At 38.6% G+C, this 22110-nt stretch carries 17 protein-coding genes; 11 read left to right on the top strand and 6 right to left on the bottom strand.

Annotated features, from left to right (window positions below):
- The first annotated feature begins 131 nt into the window (after window positions 1-131).
- Both MKY65_RS22125 and MKY65_RS22120 read left to right on the top strand, forming a co-directional pair.
- Window positions 132-1547, top strand: a complete 1416-nt coding sequence (locus tag MKY65_RS22125; RefSeq protein WP_339180838.1) for a glycoside hydrolase family 1 protein — start codon at window positions 132-134, stop codon at window positions 1545-1547.
- Window positions 1548-1609: 62 nt separating this feature from the next.
- Complete coding sequence (locus MKY65_RS22120; RefSeq protein ID WP_339180837.1) at window positions 1610-3490, top strand: beta-glucoside-specific PTS transporter subunit IIABC; 1881 nt, start codon at window positions 1610-1612, stop codon at window positions 3488-3490.
- A gap of 98 nt (window positions 3491-3588) precedes the next feature.
- On the opposite strand, the gene panD is transcribed toward MKY65_RS22120, so the two are convergent.
- The 3 genes from panD to panB are packed head-to-tail and all read right to left on the bottom strand — an operon-like array spanning window position 3589 to window position 5613.
- On the bottom strand, window positions 3589-3972 hold the full coding sequence (gene panD / locus MKY65_RS22115; RefSeq protein ID WP_193064459.1) for an aspartate 1-decarboxylase: 384 nt from the start codon (window positions 3970-3972) through the stop codon (window positions 3589-3591).
- Window positions 3965-4825, bottom strand: coding sequence for a pantoate--beta-alanine ligase (gene panC / locus MKY65_RS22110; RefSeq protein WP_339180834.1), 861 nt, complete (start codon window positions 4823-4825; stop codon window positions 3965-3967). The genes panD and panC overlap by 8 nt, the downstream gene beginning before the upstream one ends.
- Window positions 4822-5613 (bottom strand): 3-methyl-2-oxobutanoate hydroxymethyltransferase, encoded by a 792-nt coding sequence (panB, locus tag MKY65_RS22105; RefSeq protein WP_339185344.1) that lies wholly within the window; start codon window positions 5611-5613, stop codon window positions 4822-4824. Before panB ends, panC begins: the two co-directional genes overlap by 4 nt.
- A gap of 125 nt (window positions 5614-5738) precedes the next feature.
- Here panB and MKY65_RS22100 point away from each other — a divergent pair, with 125 nt between their 5' ends.
- Window positions 5739-6599: an oxidoreductase gene (locus tag MKY65_RS22100; RefSeq protein ID WP_339180831.1), complete on the top strand. Its 861-nt coding sequence runs from the start codon at window positions 5739-5741 to the stop codon at window positions 6597-6599.
- A gap of 157 nt (window positions 6600-6756) precedes the next feature.
- On the top strand, window positions 6757-8340 hold the full coding sequence (locus MKY65_RS22095) for a BCCT family transporter (RefSeq protein ID WP_339180829.1): 1584 nt from the start codon (window positions 6757-6759) through the stop codon (window positions 8338-8340).
- A gap of 326 nt (window positions 8341-8666) precedes the next feature.
- Here the strand turns inward: MKY65_RS22095 and MKY65_RS22090 are convergent, their stop codons facing one another.
- Together MKY65_RS22090 and MKY65_RS22085 are read right to left on the bottom strand one after the other, a co-directional pair.
- Window positions 8667-10163, bottom strand: a complete 1497-nt coding sequence (locus MKY65_RS22090) for a glycoside hydrolase family 32 protein (protein ID WP_339180827.1) — start codon at window positions 10161-10163, stop codon at window positions 8667-8669.
- Window positions 10138-11382: an oligosaccharide MFS transporter gene (locus MKY65_RS22085; RefSeq protein ID WP_339180825.1), complete on the bottom strand. Its 1245-nt coding sequence runs from the start codon at window positions 11380-11382 to the stop codon at window positions 10138-10140. Before MKY65_RS22085 ends, MKY65_RS22090 begins: the two co-directional genes overlap by 26 nt.
- A gap of 354 nt (window positions 11383-11736) precedes the next feature.
- Between MKY65_RS22085 and MKY65_RS22080 the strand changes: the two genes are divergently transcribed.
- The 6 genes from MKY65_RS22080 (at window position 11737) to MKY65_RS22055 (ending at window position 19859) form a co-directional block, all read left to right on the top strand.
- Window positions 11737-12732: a LacI family DNA-binding transcriptional regulator gene (locus MKY65_RS22080; protein ID WP_339180822.1), complete on the top strand. Its 996-nt coding sequence runs from the start codon at window positions 11737-11739 to the stop codon at window positions 12730-12732.
- 113 nt (window positions 12733-12845) lie between these two features.
- Complete coding sequence (locus MKY65_RS22075; protein ID WP_339180820.1) at window positions 12846-13787, top strand: nucleoside hydrolase; 942 nt, start codon at window positions 12846-12848, stop codon at window positions 13785-13787.
- A 1-nt stretch (window position 13788) separates the two neighbouring features.
- Window positions 13789-14736 carry a nucleoside hydrolase gene (locus MKY65_RS22070; protein WP_339180818.1) on the top strand — a complete coding sequence of 316 codons (948 nt, stop codon included), beginning with the start codon at window positions 13789-13791 and terminating at the stop codon, window positions 14734-14736.
- Window positions 14737-15199: 463 nt separating this feature from the next.
- A complete protein-coding gene (locus tag MKY65_RS22065) occupies window positions 15200-17041 on the top strand; it encodes a PRD domain-containing protein (RefSeq protein ID WP_339180816.1) in 1842 nt (613 codons plus the stop codon).
- A gap of 19 nt (window positions 17042-17060) precedes the next feature.
- Complete coding sequence (locus MKY65_RS22060; protein WP_339180814.1) at window positions 17061-17930, top strand: ketose-bisphosphate aldolase; 870 nt, start codon at window positions 17061-17063, stop codon at window positions 17928-17930.
- A gap of 21 nt (window positions 17931-17951) precedes the next feature.
- The gene (locus tag MKY65_RS22055) at window positions 17952-19859 is read left to right on the top strand and encodes a fructose-specific PTS transporter subunit EIIC (RefSeq protein ID WP_339180811.1); all 1908 of its coding nucleotides are present in this window, start codon (window positions 17952-17954) and stop codon (window positions 19857-19859) included.
- Window positions 19860-20044: 185 nt separating this feature from the next.
- On the opposite strand, the gene MKY65_RS22050 is transcribed toward MKY65_RS22055, so the two are convergent.
- A complete protein-coding gene (locus tag MKY65_RS22050; RefSeq protein ID WP_339180808.1) occupies window positions 20045-20632 on the bottom strand; it encodes a LysE family transporter in 588 nt (195 codons plus the stop codon).
- A gap of 294 nt (window positions 20633-20926) precedes the next feature.
- Here MKY65_RS22050 and MKY65_RS22045 point away from each other — a divergent pair, with 294 nt between their 5' ends.
- A complete protein-coding gene (locus MKY65_RS22045; protein WP_339180805.1) occupies window positions 20927-22078 on the top strand; it encodes a M20 family metallopeptidase in 1152 nt (383 codons plus the stop codon).
- The last annotated feature ends 32 nt before the right edge of the window (window positions 22079-22110 follow it).

Raw genomic sequence — 22110 nt, 5'->3', positions numbered from 1 at the left:
TGCTTCGGAATCGAACGTGCATGCTAAAAAAAGCAATTTGTAATGGCTTGCATCTTTTTAGGAATATGTATTTCTTTAATTACTTCTAAATCAATACAGATACTTATTCTTAGGTAGGGAGGAATTTATAAATGGAATATAAAGCGTATACTTCTTTTGATCCAGATTTTCTATGGGGGGCTGCTACGTCATCTTTTCAGATTGAAGGAGCTGCTAAAGAAGATGGGAAAGGGCTTTCTGTTATCGATATGATAGAAAAGAATCCTGCTATAACCGACTTTTCTGTTGCTTCAGATCATTATCATCGTATAGAAGAAGACGTTGCTCTCATGGCAGAACTTGGTTTAAAAGTCTATCGATTTTCAATTGCATGGACACGTATTTTTCCAGATGGAAATGGCGAGGTCAATGAAAAGGGAGTGGATTTTTACAATCGTTTAATTGATGCACTGGTTAAATATAACATTGAACCCTTAGTGACCATCTACCATTTTGATTATCCGCAAAGTCTTGTGGAGCAGTACGGAGGATGGCTCTCAAGGAAAAGCATTGAGGATTACCGGGCATATGCAGCGTTCTTATTTAAAACATATGGGGACCGCGTAAAGTACTGGTTGACAATCAATGAACAGGACCATGTTGTGCGTATCCCATCACGTCTGGGATTATCCGGGGAGGATCATTATGAACAGCTGAGACTCGGCTATCAGGCAAATCACCATATGTGTGTGGCTACCGCACTTACCATTAAAACATTTCATGAATTAGGTTTGGAAGGAAAGATTGGTCCTGCTATTTCCTATTCCATGGTTCATCCTGCAAGCTCTCATCCAGATGACATTTTGGCGAGTAGAGATGCGATGTTAGTTAAACATAATTATTTAATGGACTTACATTGCTATGGAGAATACAGCTACAGCTTTCAAAGATATCTGAAAGAGAGAAATTATATGCCGCCAATAGAAGATGGCGATTTAGAATTGATGAAGCAATACCCGCCTACGATGCTGGGAGTGAACTACTATTTCTCTGAAGCTGTTCGTGCTTTTCCTGCTACGGAAGAATTTCCAATTGGCTATCAAAAAAAATCGCTACTGCCTGAAGCAGAAGCAGGTGTATTCGAAGTTGTTAAAAATGAGAACCTTGCTGCGACAGACTGGGGATGGGAAATTGATCCTGTCGGACTGCGATTAACTTTGCGAGAGCTTCATGATCGCTACAATCTGCCAATGATTATTACGGAAAATGGCATTGGTGCTTACGATAAATTGGAAGAAGGGGACATCGTTCGAGACGATTACCGGATTTCTTATTTAAGTGAACATATCAAACAAGTCAAACTGGCTATCAATGATGGTGTCAACATGTTAGGCTACTGTGCCTGGTCATTTATGGATTTGGTCAGCGGCCGGAACGGAATGGAGAAACGCTACGGATTTGTTTATATCAATCGAGAAGATTTCGACTTGAAGGACATGCGGAGAATCAAGAAGAACAGCTTTCATTGGTACCAAAAGGTTATTGCTTCTAATGGAGAGGATTTGTAATCTCCTTGTGTATAGATCGTATTTTGTAAAAAACAAATCATGCAAATAAAGGAGGATTTTGTATGAATCAAAAACAGTTAGCAAAGGATATTCTGTCTCTTGTTGGCGGCGAAGAAAACGTGGGAAGCGTTACCCACTGTTATACAAGATTACGTTTTAATTTAAAGAATAATGATTTACCGGAAAAAGAAAAGATTGAATCACTTGATGGTGTCATAAGCGTTCAAATTCAAAGTGGACAATTTCAAGTAGTTATCGGTAATGAAGTTGGAAAAGTATACAAAGAAATAGAAAAACAAGGAGACTTCAACAGCGGCGAAAGTGATAATGATACTCAAGAACAAGAAAAAAAGGGAAATATTATCGGCCGATTTTTTGAAGTGATTGCTTCTATTTTCACCCCGATTATTCCGGCGATTGCTGGTGCGGGTTTAGTTAAAGGGATTCTGGGATTAGTTACTACATTTAACTGGGCATCAGAAGATAGTGATATTGTAGCTATTTTAAATATCGTAGCAGATTCTGTATTCTACTTTCTGCCTTTCTTCCTGGCTGTATCTGCTGCGAGGAAGTTTAAGACGAATGAATTTATTGCCCTTGCATTAGCTGGCGGATTAATGTATCCAACGTTGATTGAAGGAGCACAGGCCATTGCGGAAGGCGGGGTGACAGGGCTATCGTTATTTGGCTTGCCAATGCCGTTTATGGATTATAGCTCCACCGTTATTCCGATTATTATATCTGTATGGCTGTTAAGCTATGTATATAAATGGGTGGATGCGGCTATGCCAAGTGCTGTCCGAATTATTTTCACACCTACCATTGTTTTACTTATTATGATTCCTTTTCAATTGGTAGCAATTGGACCACTTGGATCGTATCTCGGTATCGGATTAGCAGATGGAATAACTTGGCTGTTTGAGCATGCCGGTATTCTTGCTGGAGGAATTCTGGGTGCGACACGTCCGTTGTTAGTTATTGTTGGGATGCATTATGGATTAATGCCAATTGCCATACAAAATATTGCAGTTCTTGGATTTGATTATTTGGTTCCAGTATTTCTGATGGCTAATATGGGACAGGCAGCTGCAGCGCTCGCTGTATTTATTAAGACAAAAAATAAAGATTTGAAAACAATTGCTGCTTCTTCTACGGTTTCTGCGTTTCTTGGGATTACAGAACCAGCTATGTATGGCGTAAACCTGCGTCTGAAAAAACCGTTTATTGCCGCATTGATTGGTTCTGGTATTGGAGGCGCATTTATAACCGGGTTTGGCGTAACGGCATCTGCGTTCGTTTTACCAGGTTTAACTAGTCTTCCGGTATTTAGCGGTCCGAGATTTATCTATCTCATTATTGGATTGATTATTACGATTGCCGTTACGATGGTGCTGACATTCGTACTAGGATTTAAAGATATGGAAAGTAAAAAAGAAAAGACAGAAGCTGCGACTGCGAAGGATGAACAGCAGCCTGCAAGCAAAGAGGCAATTGTAAACAGTCCGTTGGAAGGGAATATTATCCCGCTTCAAGAGGTAAGTGATCCCACCTTTGCAGAAGGACTATTAGGGAAAGGGATAGCAGTTGAACCAACGAATGGAGAAGTTGTTGCTCCTTTTAATGGGACGATTGAATCGCTATTTCAAACGAAGCATGCGATTGGTTTACGTTCAGAGCAAGGTTTGGAGCTATTAATTCATATTGGCCTGGATACTGTAAATCTGGAAGGAAAGTATTTCGAAGCGCATGTAGAACAGGGACAAGCTGTCAAACAAGGAGATCTGCTTATTACGTTTGATATCGATAAAATTAAAGATGCTGGATATCCCACAGTTACTCCTGTTATTGTAACGAACAGCTCTGATTATCAGGATATACACCCTAACGATCAAGCCGCTCAAGCCAAGCAAGGTAAATGGCTATTAAAAGCGGTGAAAGGGTAATACTGGAGATTATCATCAGGCATAGAATATAAATAAAGTAAAACGTGCTGCTCTTTCCATTGTTTAGAGACAGCACGTTTCTTTTGTTTCTTACTGGTCTATAAAACCAGCTGATTTTCCTTCTCTTCAATCAATTCTACGATTTCATTCTTCTCATTCATCACAGCCACTTTAGGTGTATGTGTTTTTACTTCATCCTGATCTAACTGCACATAAGAGATAATAATAATCACATCATCAATTTGTACGAGACGGGCTGCTGCACCGTTCAAGCAGATTTTTCCGCTTCCTCGTTCACCGGCAATGACATAGGTTTCCAAGCGCGCTCCATTGTTGTTATTGACAATAGCAACTTTTTCATTTGGCAGAATATCAACAGCATCTAAAATGTCAGCATCAATCGTGATGCTGCCGACATAATTTAAGTTGGCTTCGGTTACGCGTGCACGGTGAATCTTGCCATTCATCATTGTTCTAATCATGGTTGTCTCCTTTTAAAATAATATTATCAATCAATCTGGCTTTGGAAAATTTCACAGCCAGGGATATAAAAATCTGACCGGTGATTTGCGGCTGCTCCACTAACTCCGGGTAGCTGTAGACAGCAATATCCTCTACATTTCCAGAAGTGTTTTTGGTTAGGTACGCTTGGATGGTGTTAATCAAAACAGCGCTGTTTCTTTCGCCAGCATTATACATTTCCTTTGCTTTAATTAAGCTTTGGTATAAATGAACGGCCTCTTTCCGTTCCTGTTCGGTTAAATAGACATTGCGGGAGCTTTTGGCAAGACCGTCTGCTTCCCGTATCGTATCAATACCGATAACTTCGATGGGGTGATTAAAGTCGGCAACCATTTTTTCAATAATGGCAAGCTGCTGGGCATCCTTTTTACCAAAATAAGCGAAATCGGGACGAATGATATTGAACAGCTTATTGACGACAGTGACAACCCCGTCAAAATGTCCTGGGCGATTTGCTCCTTCCAGCACCTCGGCCATGCGGTTTACCTTCAAGGAAATGGCTAACGGATCTGGATACATTTCTTCTACACTTGGATAAAATACATAATCAACACCAAGCGGTTCTAGTTTTGCCTGATCACTGTCGATATCTCTGGGATAGGCATCAAAATCTTCATTCGGGCCAAATTGAAGCGGGTTTACAAATACACTGACGACAGTAGTGTCATTGTCTTCTAAAGAGGCTTTCACCATTGTTAAATGACCATCATGTAAAGCGCCCATCGTAGGTACCAGGCCGATTTGCTTCTGTTCTTTTTTTAACGTTTGTATAATAGCGTTCATTTCTTGTATCGTTGTAATTCGTTGCGTCATGCGTCTACCTCATCCATAATTTGTTTCTTATACGTAAATTCAGGGGAAGGGAACAATCCTGCTTTTACTTCTTCATGATAAGCTTTTAATGCATCTACACCTGTTGTAAAGTCTCCGTAGCGCTTCACAAACTTTGGTTTGCGGTCGACACCATAATTTAACACATCATGATAAACAAGGACCTGTCCATCTGTATCTGCACCGGCGCCAATGCCGATAACCGGAATGGATAACGTTTTTGTGATAGTCGCTGCCAGGTCACTTGGAATAGCTTCTAACACCAGCATCACGGCTCCGCTTTGTTCCATCAGCTTGGCGTCGCTAATAAGCTCCTCAGCTGCTTCTTTTGACGCTGCCTGAAGCTTATAGCCGGTGATACCGAAGCTCTGCGGCGTCAGTCCGAGATGAGCAACGACCGGGATGCCGCTTTGGGTGCATCTTTTGATTAAGGGAGCAGTATGAGCTCCTTCGATTTTCAATGCATTCGCATTTGTTTCTTGATATAATTCCACCGCATTTTCCATATCTGTTTTATCATCTATACCAACTGTTCCAAAGGGCATATCAACGACCATAAAGGTATCTCTTGCTCCTCTGCGTACGGCTTTTGCGTGGTGTTTCATATCCTGCATCGTCACCTGGACTGTGCTTTCATAGCCAAGGACGGTCATGCCGAGAGAGTCTCCGACAAGAATCGTCTCTATTCCAGCCTGCTCTGCCTGCTTTGCACTTGGGTAGTCGTACGCTGTAAGCATTGTCATTTTTTCTCCGTTACTTTTCATGTTCATGAAATCATGAAGGAATTTCACTTCTAAATCACCTACTATTTTTATTGTTCTTCTTATTATAAAATTATCTGTATAGATTCACAATGGCAAGTTATTAGCCTAAGGAAAAAAGGGGGAGATTAAAAATGGATACTTTTGGAGTTATCGGCCCAGGTGCAGTTGGTTCTGTTATCGGCGAATCATTACATAACAGCGGCTATCAGGTGACCTTTTTAGGCAGGGGAACGGGGGAAGTTTATATAAAAAGAGCGTCTGCATCGAAAACTGCCGTTTTTCCTGTAGAAGCTATTTCTGAAGCGGAAACAGTGTTTGACTATTTATTTATCACTGTGAAAGGAACGCAGCTGGAGGGGATTATACCTTATTTAGATAAGCTGACGCATGAAAATACAGTATGTATTCTTTGTCAAAATGGTTATGGACAGTTGGATAAATTTCACATCCCCAATGCATACCAGGCGGTTGTCTATATTAGCGGACAGAAGAAAGAGAAGGTTGTTACCCATTTTCGTGACAGAATCTTAATTTTACCGGAGAATCCAGTGACGAAAAAATTAAAAGAAGGGATTGCCGCAAGTAATCTCGACATCCGATTAAGCCCGGATTATCGTTATGAGGTTTGGTATAAGCTCCTTGTTAATCTCGCAATCAATTCTGTTACTGCACTCAGCAGAAATACAGCGCTTATTTTAGAAGAGGAAAAAATACAGCATTTATGTAAACGATTAATTCAGGAAGGCATAGCTATTGCTGCGGCAGAGGGGATTCATTTTCAAGAGGGGATTACAGAGGAGATCATGCGCATCTATGCCGGATATCCGTCGTATATGGGGACAAGTATGTATTACGATATCCTGGCCGGAAAAACAATGGAGACAGCTTATATACAAGGGTATTTATATGAAAAAAGTCAAACGTACGACTTAGATACGCCCTGTTTAGATACGGTATACAGCTTGTTGCTGGCAAGTGAGATGAAGGGATAAAATGAATCAATTTGTTTAACCAAAATATGGTAATGTGATTTTTTTATCATTCCTAGGTTTTGGAATTTTTCTTCTGTGGAATTACATAGACGTGAACGCAAACGCCATCTTAATAAATATATTTCTAATCAAAAAGTAACAGAGAGGAGAAATTAAAATGGACGTGCCGAAACGGCAGAAGAAAAAAAGCTTTGTTGAGAAGAAAATTGTTATCCCTTCTATCGTAATTATAGCGATTATCAGTGCTCTATTTGCAATGTACACGAGCGAGTCCATGGAATTATTGGATAATATTTTTAATACATTAGTGGATACCTTTAAGTGGGGGTATTTATGGTACGCCTTTCTCATCGTAATAGCTGCATTGTTTTTTTCATTTTCTAAGTATGGAAATGTAGTCTTAGGTGATCCAGCACAGAAACCGAGATACAACTTATTTGAATATGCATCTATTTTAGTTGCCATGGGTCTTGGGTCAACGGTTATGCGGACTGGTTTGACGCAATGGAGTGAGGTTGCGAATGATCCGCCGTTTGGTCTGGATGCGGGATCGATGGAAGCGATTCTGGCTGGGAATTCCTACAGTATGTTTTTATGGACCTTCCAGACCTTTGCAGTGTTTGTAATGGTAGCTCCGGCGATGGGATATCTTTTGTATGTCCGGAAGAAACCGAGAATGCGTATTTCAGAAGCATGCCGCGTTATATTCGGTGATAAATTTACAGACGGAATTGGCGGCATCGTCCTTGACGTCCTTTTCTTAGTCAGTATTTTAGCTGGAGCTGCAGTGACCTTAGGTCTTGGTACACCGATTGTTACGTATAACCTGGCAGAACTATTGAATATCGAAGTCACCTTTCCTTTTACTCTTATTGTTACATTGGTATGGGTCTTGGGCTTCTCCATCAGTGCTTATGCAGGAATTGATAAAGGGATCAAACGATTAAGCACATGGAATATGTATCTGGCAGGAGCTTTTGCTGTGCTGATTATTGTAATTGGTCCGGGAATCTTTATCATGAATTTCTTTTCAGATTCCTTGCGTTATTTAATCTCTAATTATATGAATTTTTCACTATATACGAATTCGCTGGATTTAGAAGGCGGTACACATATTGAGAGTCATACCGTTTTCTGGTTTGCTTATAATGCAACCTGGGCTATGCTTCACGGCGTATTTGCAGCGATTGTGTCGAAAGGCAGAACGATAAAAGAAATGATTTTAACATACCTAATGGCACCTATGCTGTTATCTTGGCTTGCGACAGGAGTTCTTGGCGGATTAAGTGTTCACAGACAAGTGACAGATATCTTGCCAGTGCTGGATATTGTGCAGAATCAAGGAATTGAAGCATCGATTCCGGCTGTCTTAAGTTCGCTGCCGATTTCAGCGATTGTTCTGATTCTTTTTACGGTTATCGCGACGATATTCCTGATTACTACATTAGATTCAACAACCTATACCGTAGCAACCTATATGTCTAATCAGGATATGTCAAAATCTACACCGTATAAATCACTACGAATCTTAGTGGCAGTACTGATTACGGTTCTTGCTTTGACGCTGATGAGTGTAGGCGGCTTATCTCCGCTGGAAGTACTTTCGGGACTGATGGGAATACCGATTATTATTATTCAGATTCTGACAGTCTTTGCAGCAAAGAAAATGATGGACGAGGACCGTGCCTGGGTGAAAAATGTCCGGAAAGCAAGGTATTCTACAACGAACCAGAAGGATTAATCGAAGGGTGTCTGGAAGAGAGGATTTTACTTTCTTAATTAATGCTTTGGAGCTTCCGTTAGCAGACTAAATGGCCTTGTCACTAATGGAAGCTCCACTTTTTTACACATAATTAACTATATAATTGGTAACGTTCAAACATGCGCCTGTCACTGGTATGCTTCATCGCTTCCATGACACGTAAAGTTTCCTGTTGAGTTGTCATCATACTCATCCTCCTAATTATAGGTTTTCTATTCTATACCCCATATAGGTTAGGAGAACCTTTTAAATTCAATTTATATAGCTTGTTATTTCATCTATCATTTTACTAGATGAAAGCCCCTCTATGAAATTTCCGCATTCTTGAGGGTCCAAATGTCTATATACTCTGCGGCTGCTTCGATTCCTTCTGTATACAACGCTATGCTGTTGCTTGCAGAATCTGGGTAAATTCTTGTTGAGAGTGTTGCTTCGCCATCATTCACAAACACTTCGACAGAGCATGTATCAACAAAAATATGAAATGTAATTTCGTTGCTGTTGTTCAATAAACTGGCTTTATTAACAGCTTGATAGGAAAGTTCCCCTGCTTGTGTTGTGTCGACAGTTACTTCATTCGCTGCCAAGTCATAGAAAACGGTTGTCTGTTCAGAACCATCTTTTGATTGACGTAAGCATAAACCGACTTTTCCATGATTATTATTTCCCGCTAATACCCATTTGCATTTTAATTCATAGCTATGCGGAAAAGTATTATCGTTATGAAGCGGGCGCATTTCATCTGTTGACAGCACAAGCTTATCGTGATGTGTATGATTATCTCGAAGTGCAGTCAGTTCTTGAATGGGCTGAGAACGTACGTAATCATCCTTATCAAGGGTGAGTTCACGAGGGATTGTCATAGCGCCGGACCACTTATCAGATTTAGACGGGAATTCCGTAAAGGGAAAGTCCATCCAGGCGATAAGAATACGTCTTCCTTTCTCGTCTTCAAAGGTCTGAGCAGCATAAAAATCGATTCCATAGTCGATTTCGCGCTGTGATTCAGGAATAAAGATACCCTTCTCATAATCCATGCTGCCGACCATTACCATGCTTTTACCGTTCTCCATGTTCATTGGAGAGGTAACCAATACATACTTGTCTCCCAAAGGAAACAGATCTGGACATTCCCACATATCACCTTGTGTTCCATCACTTTTCGCAGCGATACCTACATACTCCCAATCTGTCAGATTGCTAGATTTGTATAATGCCACTGCTCCAAGATTATCTACAGCTGTTCCTACAACCATATACCAAAGTTCACCGTGTCTCCATACTTTTGGGTCGCGGAATTCATTGCTTAATCCCTTGGGGCTTCCGTTGATGACTGGATTTGCAGCGTGTTTGGTAAAATGTATCCCGTCTGTAGAAGTTGCAATAGCTTGTACTTCTTTAGGTTCACGTCCTTCTAGATGTCCCGTATAAATCAACGTCATGACATCTCCGTCCATAACAGCAGATCCGGAGAAACAGCCCATCTCAGTTTTTGTTTCATCATATTCATAGGATTCAGAAGGCGCTAATGCAACGGGTTCATGTTTCCAGTGAACAAGATCTGTACTTGTTGCATGGCCCCAATGCATCGCCCCCCAGTGATAGCTGTACGGATTGAATTGATAAAATAAGTGATACACCCCGTTATGCTGGATAAGACCATTCGGATCATTTAACCAGCCGATAGGAGCCATAAAATGATAGTTGAGCCGATAGGAAGCATCATTTAGGTTATTTTTTGTATTTGTTATTATCTGATTAGCGAGAACAAGCTGTTCAGAGTGCTTTTTGAGTTGTGTCATAGGGTAATTCCTCATTTCCTTTTGATTTTTGATTCGTTAAGAAAAAGATTGAAGCAATCGTGAAAATATAGACAATTGTACCAAGGATGAAAAATGTTGTTATAAAACCTGTATTATCATAAAGTTTACCAATGACAGATGAAAAGGCAATAACCCCGATTTCACCTGATATTTTAAAACCAATCAAGTAAATGGTGGCAGAAAGTCTTTGATCAAAATTAAGGGAAATATATTTAAATATAGCAATCAGCAGGATAGGAAGTTCAATCCCGTGCAGAAGCTTGATTAATGAAATAGCGATGGTGCTATCGACAAGTGCTGAGCCTATAATGCGAGTTCCCATAATAATACCTGCAAAAATCAATGACTGCTTTGCTCCAATTCGATTAACAATAAACGGTGCAGCGAACAGCATAGCTGATTCAAGGAAAACTTGAAATGAATTCAAGTATCCAAACACTTGATAACCCATATCCGTATCAGTGAAATGCTGCGTAAAATAAACTGGAAACAGTTGAACATCATAAATAGTATAGATGCAAGCAGTTCCAAAAAGAAATAGAACAAAATACCAGAACTTTTTCACTTTAACAATAGATACGATATCTTTTATACGTAAATTGGATGCTTCTTCTTCATCCTCTTTTTCAGTTACTTCCGCTTTAAAGAAGCAATTTAAGAGAAAGAAACCAACTCCTGCAACAGAAGCAATCCAGAAATTTAGATGAGGGTTAATGCTTAGCAATAATCCTGCAGTCAACGTAGCGCAAGCATACCCGATAGATCCCCACATTCTAGATGTTCCATACTCAAAGTGGAATTTCCGGCTTAATTTCTCTGCGTAAGATTCCAGGAAAGCAACCCCAGCAATGAAACCGGCTCCAAAATATATTCCACCTAGGATAGCACCGATAGTAAAGTTGGATTGTAGAAGCGGTTCATAGATATAAATGATAAACGGGCCTGTTCCCATAAGGAAAATACTCTGAAACCAAATCAAATGTTTCTTGGTGCCGATTTTATCCTGAATAACGCCATATAGAAGCATAAACAACAGTGAAAGAAATGAATTGATGGAAAAAATGGTCCCTGTCTGAGAGCCTGTTAAACCAAGTGTTCCATTTAACCAGATGGAGTAAAAAGACCACCAGATAGACCATGTAATAAAGAAAAGAAACAAATAACCGGATGAAAACCAGTAATTTTTATTTTTAAACATATGCATTGTTATCACCTATTCTTTAAATGTAGTAAAATAATAATGTAAAAGGGATGTTGCATGAATTGAAAATGAACATTTTAACCTCCTGTGTGAATATTTAAAGAATACGTATTCTTGAATGGTGATTTTATTATATTCTTTCAAAAATAGGAAGTCAATGATTTTAGAAAACGATTTCTCTCTTCGCTTTCTAATTGTTGTGAGGGGAGTGAATAGAAGTCTGTATATCAGTGAAATAGGATGTGGCTGATTAACAATGCTAGCTTATAACTTGTTTCTATAAAAAGAGAATATATATGAATAATAATCTGTATATAAGAATACGAATTCACGAAAGGGAAGGAGTCTGCTATGGCTAAACTAACAATGAAAGAAATTGCTAAGTTGGCAAATGTTTCTCAATCTACGGTTTCGCGAGTGATTAACGGAAATGAGAAGGTAAATGAAGAAGCGGTGAAACGCGTACTTAATGTAATTGAAGACGTAGGATATGTTCCGAATAGCGCTGCACAAACTTTAAAAAGGAGCCAATCCAAGATTATCGGTGTGTGTGTGACAGAAACATATAATCCTTATTTTGTAGAACTAATTGATGTATTAGAATCTGAAGCTAGAAAACTAGGGTATAGTATCCTTTTGCATAATTCTAAACATAACCCAATTACGGAATGGGAAAGTATTCAAAATTTCATTTCCCGGCAAGCGGATGGAATCATCTTTATTCCTACGGGCGAGTACAATCTGAAACGAATAAATAAACTTGCCATTCCAGCGGTTATCATTACACAAAATCATCGTTCTTTTGATAGTGTAGGACTTGATCACATGCAAGCTGGCAAAATTGCTGCGGAGAAATTTATTCGTACAGGGCACACAAAGTTTGGGTTTATCGGCACTGCATTAGATGATAAATTTTTAGGATACAAAAGCGTATTGTACGAAAATGGATTCGACTTTGATTTGAAAAACTTTATCCGTGTGGAAGAGTCTTCTACGAACAATTATCTAATCCAGCAGGATATTGAAGCGTACCTAAAAGAGAAGAGGGGACACCTTGATTTTACTTGTATTTTTGCCGGGAATGATGTGGTTGCCCTAGAATTTTTAGAAATGGCTCACAGAAGAAATATTCGTATACCTGAAGATATCAGTATGATTGGTTTTGATGATACATACCTTTCTAAAATGATGGGGATTTCCAGTATTCATCAGCCAATGAAAGAAATGGTTAAAACGACGCTTGAGGTTCTTATTAATCGTATGGAAAATGAAGTATCTAAAGAAAAAGTTAATATTAAGCTGGAGCCCGCATTGATTGAACGAACAAGTTCCAGCCTTAAAAAGTGATGTGTATTTTTACTGCAGAATACATTAAACTTTTTTGTTTATGTGGTAACCTATAAATAGATTTCGTATCCTGTTGGTACTTGGGAATGATAAAAGAAAAGAGGTATTTGTGTATGAAAAAGAAAGTTTACTTAAACCATGACGGTGGAGTAGATGATTTAATTTCCTTGTTTCTATTATTACAGATGGAAGATGTGGAGCTGGCTGGCGTCGGCGTTATTCCGGCTGACTGCTATTTAGAGCCTGCTGTATATGCGAGCCGTAAAATTATTGACCGTTTTGGAAAAGGACAGGATGTAGAAGTGGCTGCATCCACTTCCCGCGGCAAAAATGACTTTCCAAAAGACTGGCGTACGCATGCATTCTTTGTAGATGCCCTGCCACTATTAAATGAGTCTGGAAAGATAGAAGCAAAGCTTGCAGAAGAAGCGGCACACGAGCATTTGGTGAATGTGCTTCGTAAGAGTGATGAAAAAGTAACGCTTGTGTTTGTCGGCCCATTGACCGATTTAGCAAGAGCTTTAGAAATCGCCCCAGATATCGAAGAGAAAATTGAGAAGCTTGTCTGGATGGGCGGAACATTCTTAGAAAATGGGAATGTGGAAGAACCGGAGCATGATGGAACTGCTGAATGGAATGCTTTCTGGGATCCGGAGGCTGTGAAAAAGGTGTGGGACAGCTCGATAGAGATTGACTTAATTGCTTTGGAAAGCACGAATATGGTTCCGCTGACGCCAGAAGTCAGAGATAAATGGGCTGCTGAACGCCGGGATATCGGAATTGATTTCCTTGGACAGTGCTATGCCATGGTACCGCCGCTCGTGCATTTTCAAACGAATTCAACATACTTCCTATGGGATGTTTTGACGACCGCAACGATTGGAAAACCGGATCTGGTGAAGAAAAAAGAAGTGAAGAGTATTGTTCACCCGGATGGGGCCAGTCAGGGAAAAACAGAAATCTCAGAAGCTGGACGCCCTGTTCAGTTTGTTTATGAAGTGGATAGGGATGCGTTCTTTGATTATATTACAGCATTAGCAAGGCAGGAGAAATAAGATGAGAAAAATCATTATTGATACCGATACAGCCGGGGATGACACGATTGCCCTGTTGACCGCAATGCATCATTTTAAAGTGGAGGGTGTAACGATAACCGGCGGAAATGTGGAGTTTAATCAAGAGGTGGAGAATGCGCTCTATACGATTCAGGTTGCTAACCCGGAAGAAAAGGTCCCTGTCTATAAAGGTCTGGAACGGCCGCTGCTTGCAACAGGACAGGAGAAGCACCGGACAGTAGAAGACGTCCATGGTGATGATGGTATGGGCGGCGCGCACTTTCCAAAGGCAGCACAGCGTCCGGAGGAAGGACATGCTGTTGATTTTATCATTGAGAAAGTAAAAGAATATCCGGGAGAAGTGAGTTTATTAGCGATTGCGCCGCTAACGAATATTGCGATGGCCATCAAGAAGGACCCTTCGATTGTCAAGGATATTCCGCATATTTATATCATGGGCGGTACGAATGATACGCTAGGGAATATCACGCCGGCAGCGGAGTATAATTTCTATGTGGATCCGGAAGCGGCAAGGCTTGTCCTGCATTCCGGCATTCCGATTACAATGGTTGGCTGGGATATGTGTATCGATTATTCCATCATGGATGACGATGACCACGCGGAAATTGCCGGTCTGGAAACAGCTGGTTCCCAATTTTTTATAGATATTAATCAAGTGGTGATGCAGTTTAATAAATCTGTACACCGGCTGAATGGCACAACACATCCGGATACATTGTTAGTAGCGATTGCGGCAGACGAGCGTATTATGACGGAAGCGCATGATTATTATGTAGATGTCGAAACAAAGGGTGAGCTTACCAGAGGTTACAGTCTGGTGGATATCAATAACCGTCTGGAGAAAGCGCCCAATGTCCGTGTTTGTGAAGCAGTGGATCGTGAACAATTTAAGAAGAATTTGTTAAATGTTTTAGGGACGATTAAGTAAATAAGTAATGAAAAAGCCACGTCTTTCAGGAGAGAGACGTGGCTTTTTCATTACAGTAAAAACGATGTACAAGGGCGGTTAATTAAAAATTAAAAAATAGATCAGTACTCCCAGTGAGAAGCCCAAAATAAGCCGGATAGCTCTTTTCATAATTATTCTCCTCGCTCTGATGTATGGTCTTACTATCATTGTACTAAAGAGAGAAGATGATGCAAGGCTGGTAATGGTTTGGAACAGGATTTTTAATCATTAGATAGCAACCGAAGATCCTTCTGTAAAAGTTTTCATTCTTCCTGTGATAAATCCTCTTATTTCTGAAAAAATTATTTTGAGAAAAACAAACAAAATCCATTTTAATGAAAACGCCTACAGTATAAATTTCCTCCCTTATAGGAAATTTACCTAATATAGCGACTACTAAAATTATATTATAAATTAGATGTATAGGAAGGTTGGGATTAAGGTGAGTAAGAAGCATAATCAATTAATTAACTTTCTATCAACTCAGGAACAAGAGTATATACCAGCTGTGAAAATCGCTGAAGCTATTGGAGTAACAGATCGAACGATTCGAAATTATATCAAGGAGATAAATGAAAAATTTAATCAAATTTCTATTGTTTCTTCCCCGGAAGGCTATAAGCTTCAAACGGATGATATAAACATGTTGACAGTTAATGAAACTGATTTGGAAGAGACGTTGCTAGATTTTGAAATTATCCAATTTCTAATGAATAGAGATGATTATACTACTTATGATGAAATTGCGGATAAATTCTTCTATTCACCCCAAACAATTCGAAGCAGAATTCAGAAATTAACAATGGATATGGATAAGCTGGGAATTGATGTTGCAATAGATACAAAAGTATTTAAAGGTATTGTGTTGGTCGGCACAGAAATACAAAAACGTGTTTTATTGGAAAAACTTTTCACTTCTATTTCTGTAAAGAAGGAGGTCTACAAAGACTTTTTAACACAGAACTTCTGTGATTGGGTTCATGAAGATGTTATAGAACGTGTTTTAAACTTAGTAGAAGAAATTAATATAAAATTTGATTTAAACTTAGAGTTTTTGATGTATAAAAAGATCTCCGTTCAATTGATTATTATGATTTCACGAATAGAACGCAGCAACCATGCTGCTATTGAATTAAGTGAGGAAACAGAGTTTAAAGAATTCAAAGAATTTGAAGTGGCAAGAGCTTTTTGTAACGGTATTCTCAAATATGCCATCACTTCAGAAAATGAATGCATTTATTTAACAAATTATTTAATGTCGCTACACTTAGACTTGGAAGAGCCTAGGATAGAGAACAAAGACCTGCATACTGTAAAAAAGATTGAAAAGATATTATTCAATATAGAGCAGGTTTACCAAGTACCAACCTATTCTCAAAAGAAATTTAAAACTAATATTTTGAATCATATTTACCGAATTATTTATCCGGTATCACATAACCTGCTTATCTATAATCCGTTTGTGAAGGAAACAAAATCAGAGTATTTTTTCTCATTTAGCATCGCTTCGAATATTGCATTGGAGATTGAAAAAGAATTCAATGTTGAAATTCATGATAGTGAAATAGCCTATTTAGCTTATCATATTCAAAATATTTTCGAATCTCAAGATAAGAAAAGAATAAAGACAATTATTTTATACAACAGAAATTACGAGCGTACAAAACTTCTTTCATCAAAAATAGCAACTTATTTTAACGAATTGGAAATCTATAAAATAGAGAAATGTACTCAAGACTATGCTTTTAATGAGAACTGTTTGTATATCGGCATCGATTTAGCGTTTACTCCAAAAACTGAAAAGGAAGTTATTATGGTTCAAAACGGGCTTCAAAATGGGGAGATAAAAAAGATTCGATTTTTTCTTGAATCTCAAAATTCTATTATAGAACGTGCCAATATATATTGGATAGACGAAAATAATCTAGATCAAGTGATTCAAAAACTGCTTAAAAGCAATCAGCGAGAAGATTTTATTGAAGCTGTTATGAAAAGAGAAAAAATGTCTTATACCTCTATGGGTAATTTAGTAGCTATTCCGCATCCTTATTTTGAGATACAGGAATATAAAGAGGAGGTAATCATTGGTATAAATCAGAAAGCAATTGAATGGGGAAACGAATTTGTTCAGTTAATTATTATTTATTTACCTTCTAATGATGTAGAAAGAAATGAATATATATTTACGGAGTTCTTTCAGAAAACGAAAAACATAACTGATGTTAAGAAGCTTGTTCAAATGAAGACAAAAGAGGAATTCGTAAATTGTTGGAATCAAATTTAAAAAACTTGGAGTGATGAAAATGTTATTAAATATGAAAGATTTATTAAAAACAGCTTATGAAAATCAATTTGCAGTAGGGTCTTATAATGTAGCTAATAGTGAGTTTGTAAGAGTAGTGATAGAAGCAGCTGAGGAAAAAAAGGCACCTGCTATCATACAAATTCATCCTAACGAAATAGAATTGCTAGGAGATGAATTTACTGCTTATGTTAGGGAGATTTGTCAGCGCACCTCTATACCGATAGCTATTCATTTAGATCACGGCGCTTCCGTTCAAGATGTGATGCGAGCTATTAGAAATGGTTTTACCTCTGTAATGATAGACGCTTCTCATGCTTCTTTTGAGGATAATATAGCGATTACAAAAGAAGTGGTGCAGCTGGCACATGCTGTGGATGTATCCGTGGAGGCTGAATTAGGAACAATTGGATCGAATGATAATAGTTCAGAGGGTGGAGCAGATGAAATCTTGTATACCGATCCTCAGGATGCAAAAACATTTGTCGAGGAAACAGGAGTTGACACGTTAGCTGTGGCTATTGGAACTTCTCATGGGCAATATAAACATGCTGGAAAACCAGCATTAAAATTAGAATTGCTAGAAGAAATTTATCAGCAAGTAGCAATTCCTTTGGTTCTTCATGGGGGAAGTGACAATAAAGATGAAGAAATCTCTCAGACGTATTTACATGGGGTTTCAAAAATCAATCTTTCAACAGATATGAAAAATGCTTTTTTCCAAGAAGTGCGCAACTTCTTAACTAGTAATCAAGGTGCTTATGAACCAGATGTGATTATGCCGGGCGCTCGTAGCGCAGCAAAAGAAGTTGTAAAGAAAAAAATGGATTTATTTAATTCTACAAATCATGCGAACCTTTATTATAAATAAATAGTAGAGCGAGGGAGAGTAATGAAATTTATTGATATTCTCACGAAAGATAATATCATTTTAAATATAAATGGGAAAAATCAAAATGAAGTAATTGATGAATTGGTAGGAAGATTGGCTGACAATAACCTTACTAGTAATCCAGAAGAATTTAAACAGGCAATCTATAAAAGAGAAGGAGAAATATCTACAGCTGTTGGATACAGTGTCGCAATTCCTCATGCTAAAAGCAAAACAATTTCAAAGCCTGCTATTATATTTGGTAGAACGCTAGAAGGGATAGATTACGGAGGTCAGCATACGAATCTTATATTTATGATTGCTGCACCTGAAAATGCTTCTGATGATCATCTTGAATTGTTATCAAGGCTATCCACTTTCTTGATGGATGAAACCTTTCGGGCGAAGTTGCTGGTTGCAATATCTACAGAGGAAATCATTCAAGTTATAACAGAATATGAACAACAGAAAAAGAGTGAAAATATAGACAAAAATGATAGCGATAAATATTTAATCGGGATTACGGGATGTATGACGGGCATTGCACATACGTATATGGCAGCAGAAGCATTAAAAGAAGCAGCCCGAAAACGAGGAATGAAAGCGAAAATACAGACGAATGGCGCCAATGGACCTGAAAATAGATTAACTTTGAAGGATGTTCAAGATGCAGATGCTATTGTATTGGCGCATGATGTGAATGTGGATACTTCTATATTTAAAGAAAAGAAGTATGTAGATACGACTGTAAAAAAAGCTATTAACCGTGCAGATGAGTTAATTGATCAAGCTCTGTCATATAATATAAAAGAAATGCGTGAAAATGATGCAGAAGTTGTACAAGAAAAGGCAGAAGATTCTGATGATAAGGGTGGATTACAATTTTATAAGCATATTATGAGCGGCGTTTCCTACATGATTCCATTCGTTGTTGTTGGCGGAATATTTATAGCTATATCCTTTATGTTTGGAATTTATGCCGCAGATCCGGATAGTGAACAGTATAATGTTATTGCACATTTCTTTAGCCAAGTTGGAGGAGACGCAGCCTTTGCATTAATGGTTCCAATTTTAGCGGGATTTATAGGCTATAGTATTGCTGGTAAGCTGGGATTAGCACCTGCAATGATTGGTGGAATGATGGCAAATATAGGGGAGGCAGGATTCCTTGGAGGAATGATTGCCGGTTTTGTAGGAGGTTTCGCTGCAAAATTAATTGCTAAGTCTATGAGGAAAATACCAAAGTCATTTCAAGGGTTAATATCTATATTAGTTGTGCCTTTATTAAGTACATTAATTGTCGGAGCTTTTATGTTTTTCGTTTTAAATACACCGATGTCAGCATTAAATGAATTTTTAGAGGGTTGGTTAAGAGGATTGACTGGAGTTAATGCTGCAATTTTAGGAGCTTTATTAGCAGGAATGATGGCTTCCGACATGGGAGGACCTATCAATAAAACAGCATCAGCATTTGGTTTGGCAATGTTTGCAGCAAATATTTTTGAGCCTTCAGCTGCATTAATGGTTGGTGGAATGGTTCCTCCAATTGGAATTGCCCTGGCAACTTCAATTTTTAAGAATAGATTTACTGGTCAAGAGATAGAAGCTGGAAAAGCTAGTTATGTACTTGGAGCCAGCTTTATAACTGAAGGAGCAATACCATTTGCTGCAGCAGACCCTCTAAGAGTTATACCAGCAAATATCATTGGAGCTGCTATAGGTGGGGGGCTTTGTATGGCATTGGATATCTCTTTAAGAGCACCGCATGGAGGGATTTTTGTAATCCCGATAGCCAGTAATAAACCTCTATTATATATTGGATGTATTCTGTTAGGTTCAATTATTACCTGTTTTATTTTAGGTTTCTTGAAAAAACCTTTATCGGATGAAGACAGGAAAAAAGGGAAAGAAATGAGTTCCATTTTTTAATAGTAAATAGATGAAAAGCTAAGTAACGTTAAATCTAAATGTTACTTAGCTTTTTTAATTTTAAAAATTTCCTTCCATGTTGCAGAGGAGAAATTTGAAAAAGATATTATAAAAAATAAACAGAATTAATAAGTAGAGCACAAGGTTACTTCTTAAGTTTTAATTAATCTTTTTGAAGAAAATAGTCACCCTATCAAAATAGCAAAAGCGCTATACACAAGCAATAAGCCCATAACTATGTTAAAGACCTTCTGATAGCGGTCTAAGAAATTGTGAAGAACAGAACCAAACAGGCTCCAGGTAATAGAGCTGCAAATACCGACAATCCCTAAGAAAAGACAGAATAGGATATAACTGAAATAGGATTGGTAATAGGGCAGCAGAAATGTAGACACAACGGCAATGCCATAGAGAATCGCTTTGGGATTTATAAACTGCATCAGCGTACCAATGATAAACAGGTTTTTCTCTGCTTTGGCTGAAGATTCCTGCTTGCTTCCGGAACTGGTAAATGTTTTATAAGCTAAATAGAGCATGTAGATAACACCTGCAAATTTTAACGGTGTTTCAATAACAGGCAGGACTTCAATAAGTGCCCGATTGAAAAAGCTGCAAAGTAAAGCGATAAGAAAGAAGCCTGCTCCTACCCCTATACAAAAGGATATGGTATTTCTAAATCCGTAGCGGTTTGCGAAAGAAATGGCCATAAAATTATTTGGACCAGGGGTAAAGCTGCTGACAAAAACAAATGTAAGAAAAGGTAAAACGGGCATAGACAGAAACTCCTTTGTAAATGATTCAGAATAAAACTTATTATACATAATTAAAATCAAAAGATACAGGTTTTCTTTGCATATTTTGGCAAGGATCGTCTATGGGATGTTTCTTGAATAAACATAATCAGAGCACAGCTTCTCTTTGAAAATAATAAAAAATAAACAGCCTATTTCTCTGTTTTTCGACCATTCCTTTTTGAACTATGTTATAATGCATAACAACGCATATTTTTGCATGAAAATACATTTGTGATATAATGTTTTTTTCAGTATGAGGAGGTTTATCAGCAAATGTCATTAGAGAAAAACTATGAAGCTATCCAAGAAGAGCTGATTCAAATCAGCAATCAATTATATGAGAATCCAGAGCTGGGAGATCAAGAATTTGAATCAATGAAGTTACTGGTTAATTATTTAAAGTCTTATGATTTTGAAGTAGAGACAGGCATTGTTGACCGGCCGACTGCTTTTCGCGCGGAGTATACAAGCAGTAAGCCGGGGCCGACCATTGCTTACTTGGCAGAATATGATGCGCTTCCTGGCATCGGACATGGCTGCGGGCATAATTTAATTGCTGCGTTTGCTGTCGGAGCTGGTGTCATACTACGTCAGCATATCGAAGAAATTGGCGGGAAGGTTGTTGTCTTAGGTACACCGGCAGAGGAAACAAGCGGTGCAAAAGTGCCGATGAGCGAGCAGGGGACGTTTGATGATATTGATGTTGCGATGATGGTGCATGGCGCCGATGTATCTTCTGAAAGCGGTCCGATGCTGGCTATGGACGCCCTTCAATTTGATTTCACAGGAAAAGCAGCTCATGCAGCAGCATCCCCGGAGCAGGGAATCAATGCTCTTGATGCTGTGATTCAATTATTTAATGGGATAAACGCACTTCGTGAGCATGTGCCGGATGATGTGCGAATCCATGGCATTATCACGAAAGGCGGAGAAGCAGCAGGAATTGTACCTGCAGAAGCTACAGCACAATTTTATATTCGTGCCAATGAGCGGAAGCTGGTGGATGAGCTTGGAGAGAAGGTAAGAAATATTGCGGAAGGAGCTTGCTTGATGACAGGCGCTTCGGTAGAGATTTCCAACTATGAGCTAAGCTACGATAATATGATTACAAACCAAGCGCTGTCAGACACATTTACGAAGCATATGAAGTCGTATAGTGTGAATCCAGTGTATCCGGCTGTTCCGGCAACAGGGTCAGCAGATATGGGAAATGTCAGTCAGGTTGTTCCATCCATTCATCCATTTGCCGGTTTAAATGAGCCGGGGCTTGTTTTCCATACGAAGGAATTTGCAGAAAAAACAATCACGCCAGACGGGGAAGCAGCGATTCATGATGCAGTCCTGGCTTTGGCGCATACAGGCTACGATATTATAGTTAACAAAGATTTACTACATGCGATTAAACAAGAATTTGAAAATCGGTAAGTATAGAATGGAATAATATTTCATTGTAACAG

It is taken from the genome of Oceanobacillus sp. FSL W7-1293 (genome assembly GCF_037969815.1).
In the GTDB taxonomy this organism is placed as follows: domain Bacteria; phylum Bacillota; class Bacilli; order Bacillales; family Amphibacillaceae; genus Oceanobacillus; species Oceanobacillus oncorhynchi.
The sequence above is the reverse complement of the archived record's forward strand: the minus strand, read 5'-3'. Positions and strand labels throughout refer to the sequence as shown.

Excerpts from the sequence above, each read along its gene's own strand:
- MKY65_RS22090 (WP_339180827.1), bottom strand. The coding sequence starts at position 10,163 with ATGACACAACTCAAAAAGCACTCTGAACAGCTTGTTCTCGCTAATCAG.
- MKY65_RS22070 (WP_339180818.1), top strand. The coding sequence starts at position 13,789 with ATGAGAAAAATCATTATTGATACCGATACAGCCGGGGATGACACGATT.
- MKY65_RS22100 (WP_339180831.1), top strand. The coding sequence starts at position 5,739 with ATGGATACTTTTGGAGTTATCGGCCCAGGTGCAGTTGGTTCTGTTATC.
- MKY65_RS22050 (WP_339180808.1), bottom strand. The coding sequence starts at position 20,632 with ATGCCCGTTTTACCTTTTCTTACATTTGTTTTTGTCAGCAGCTTTACC.
- panC (WP_339180834.1), bottom strand. The coding sequence starts at position 4,825 with ATGACGCAACGAATTACAACGATACAAGAAATGAACGCTATTATACAA.
- MKY65_RS22080 (WP_339180822.1), top strand. The coding sequence starts at position 11,737 with ATGGCTAAACTAACAATGAAAGAAATTGCTAAGTTGGCAAATGTTTCT.
- MKY65_RS22060 (WP_339180814.1), top strand. The coding sequence starts at position 17,061 with ATGTTATTAAATATGAAAGATTTATTAAAAACAGCTTATGAAAATCAA.
- panD (WP_193064459.1), bottom strand. The coding sequence starts at position 3,972 with ATGATTAGAACAATGATGAATGGCAAGATTCACCGTGCACGCGTAACC.
- MKY65_RS22125 (WP_339180838.1), top strand. The coding sequence starts at position 132 with ATGGAATATAAAGCGTATACTTCTTTTGATCCAGATTTTCTATGGGGG.
- panB (WP_339185344.1), bottom strand. The coding sequence starts at position 5,613 with ATGAACATGAAAAGTAACGGAGAAAAAATGACAATGCTTACAGCGTAC.
- MKY65_RS22045 (WP_339180805.1), top strand. The coding sequence starts at position 20,927 with ATGTCATTAGAGAAAAACTATGAAGCTATCCAAGAAGAGCTGATTCAA.
- MKY65_RS22095 (WP_339180829.1), top strand. The coding sequence starts at position 6,757 with ATGGACGTGCCGAAACGGCAGAAGAAAAAAAGCTTTGTTGAGAAGAAA.
- MKY65_RS22055 (WP_339180811.1), top strand. The coding sequence starts at position 17,952 with ATGAAATTTATTGATATTCTCACGAAAGATAATATCATTTTAAATATA.
- MKY65_RS22075 (WP_339180820.1), top strand. The coding sequence starts at position 12,846 with ATGAAAAAGAAAGTTTACTTAAACCATGACGGTGGAGTAGATGATTTA.
- MKY65_RS22120 (WP_339180837.1), top strand. The coding sequence starts at position 1,610 with ATGAATCAAAAACAGTTAGCAAAGGATATTCTGTCTCTTGTTGGCGGC.
- MKY65_RS22085 (WP_339180825.1), bottom strand. The coding sequence starts at position 11,382 with ATGTTTAAAAATAAAAATTACTGGTTTTCATCCGGTTATTTGTTTCTT.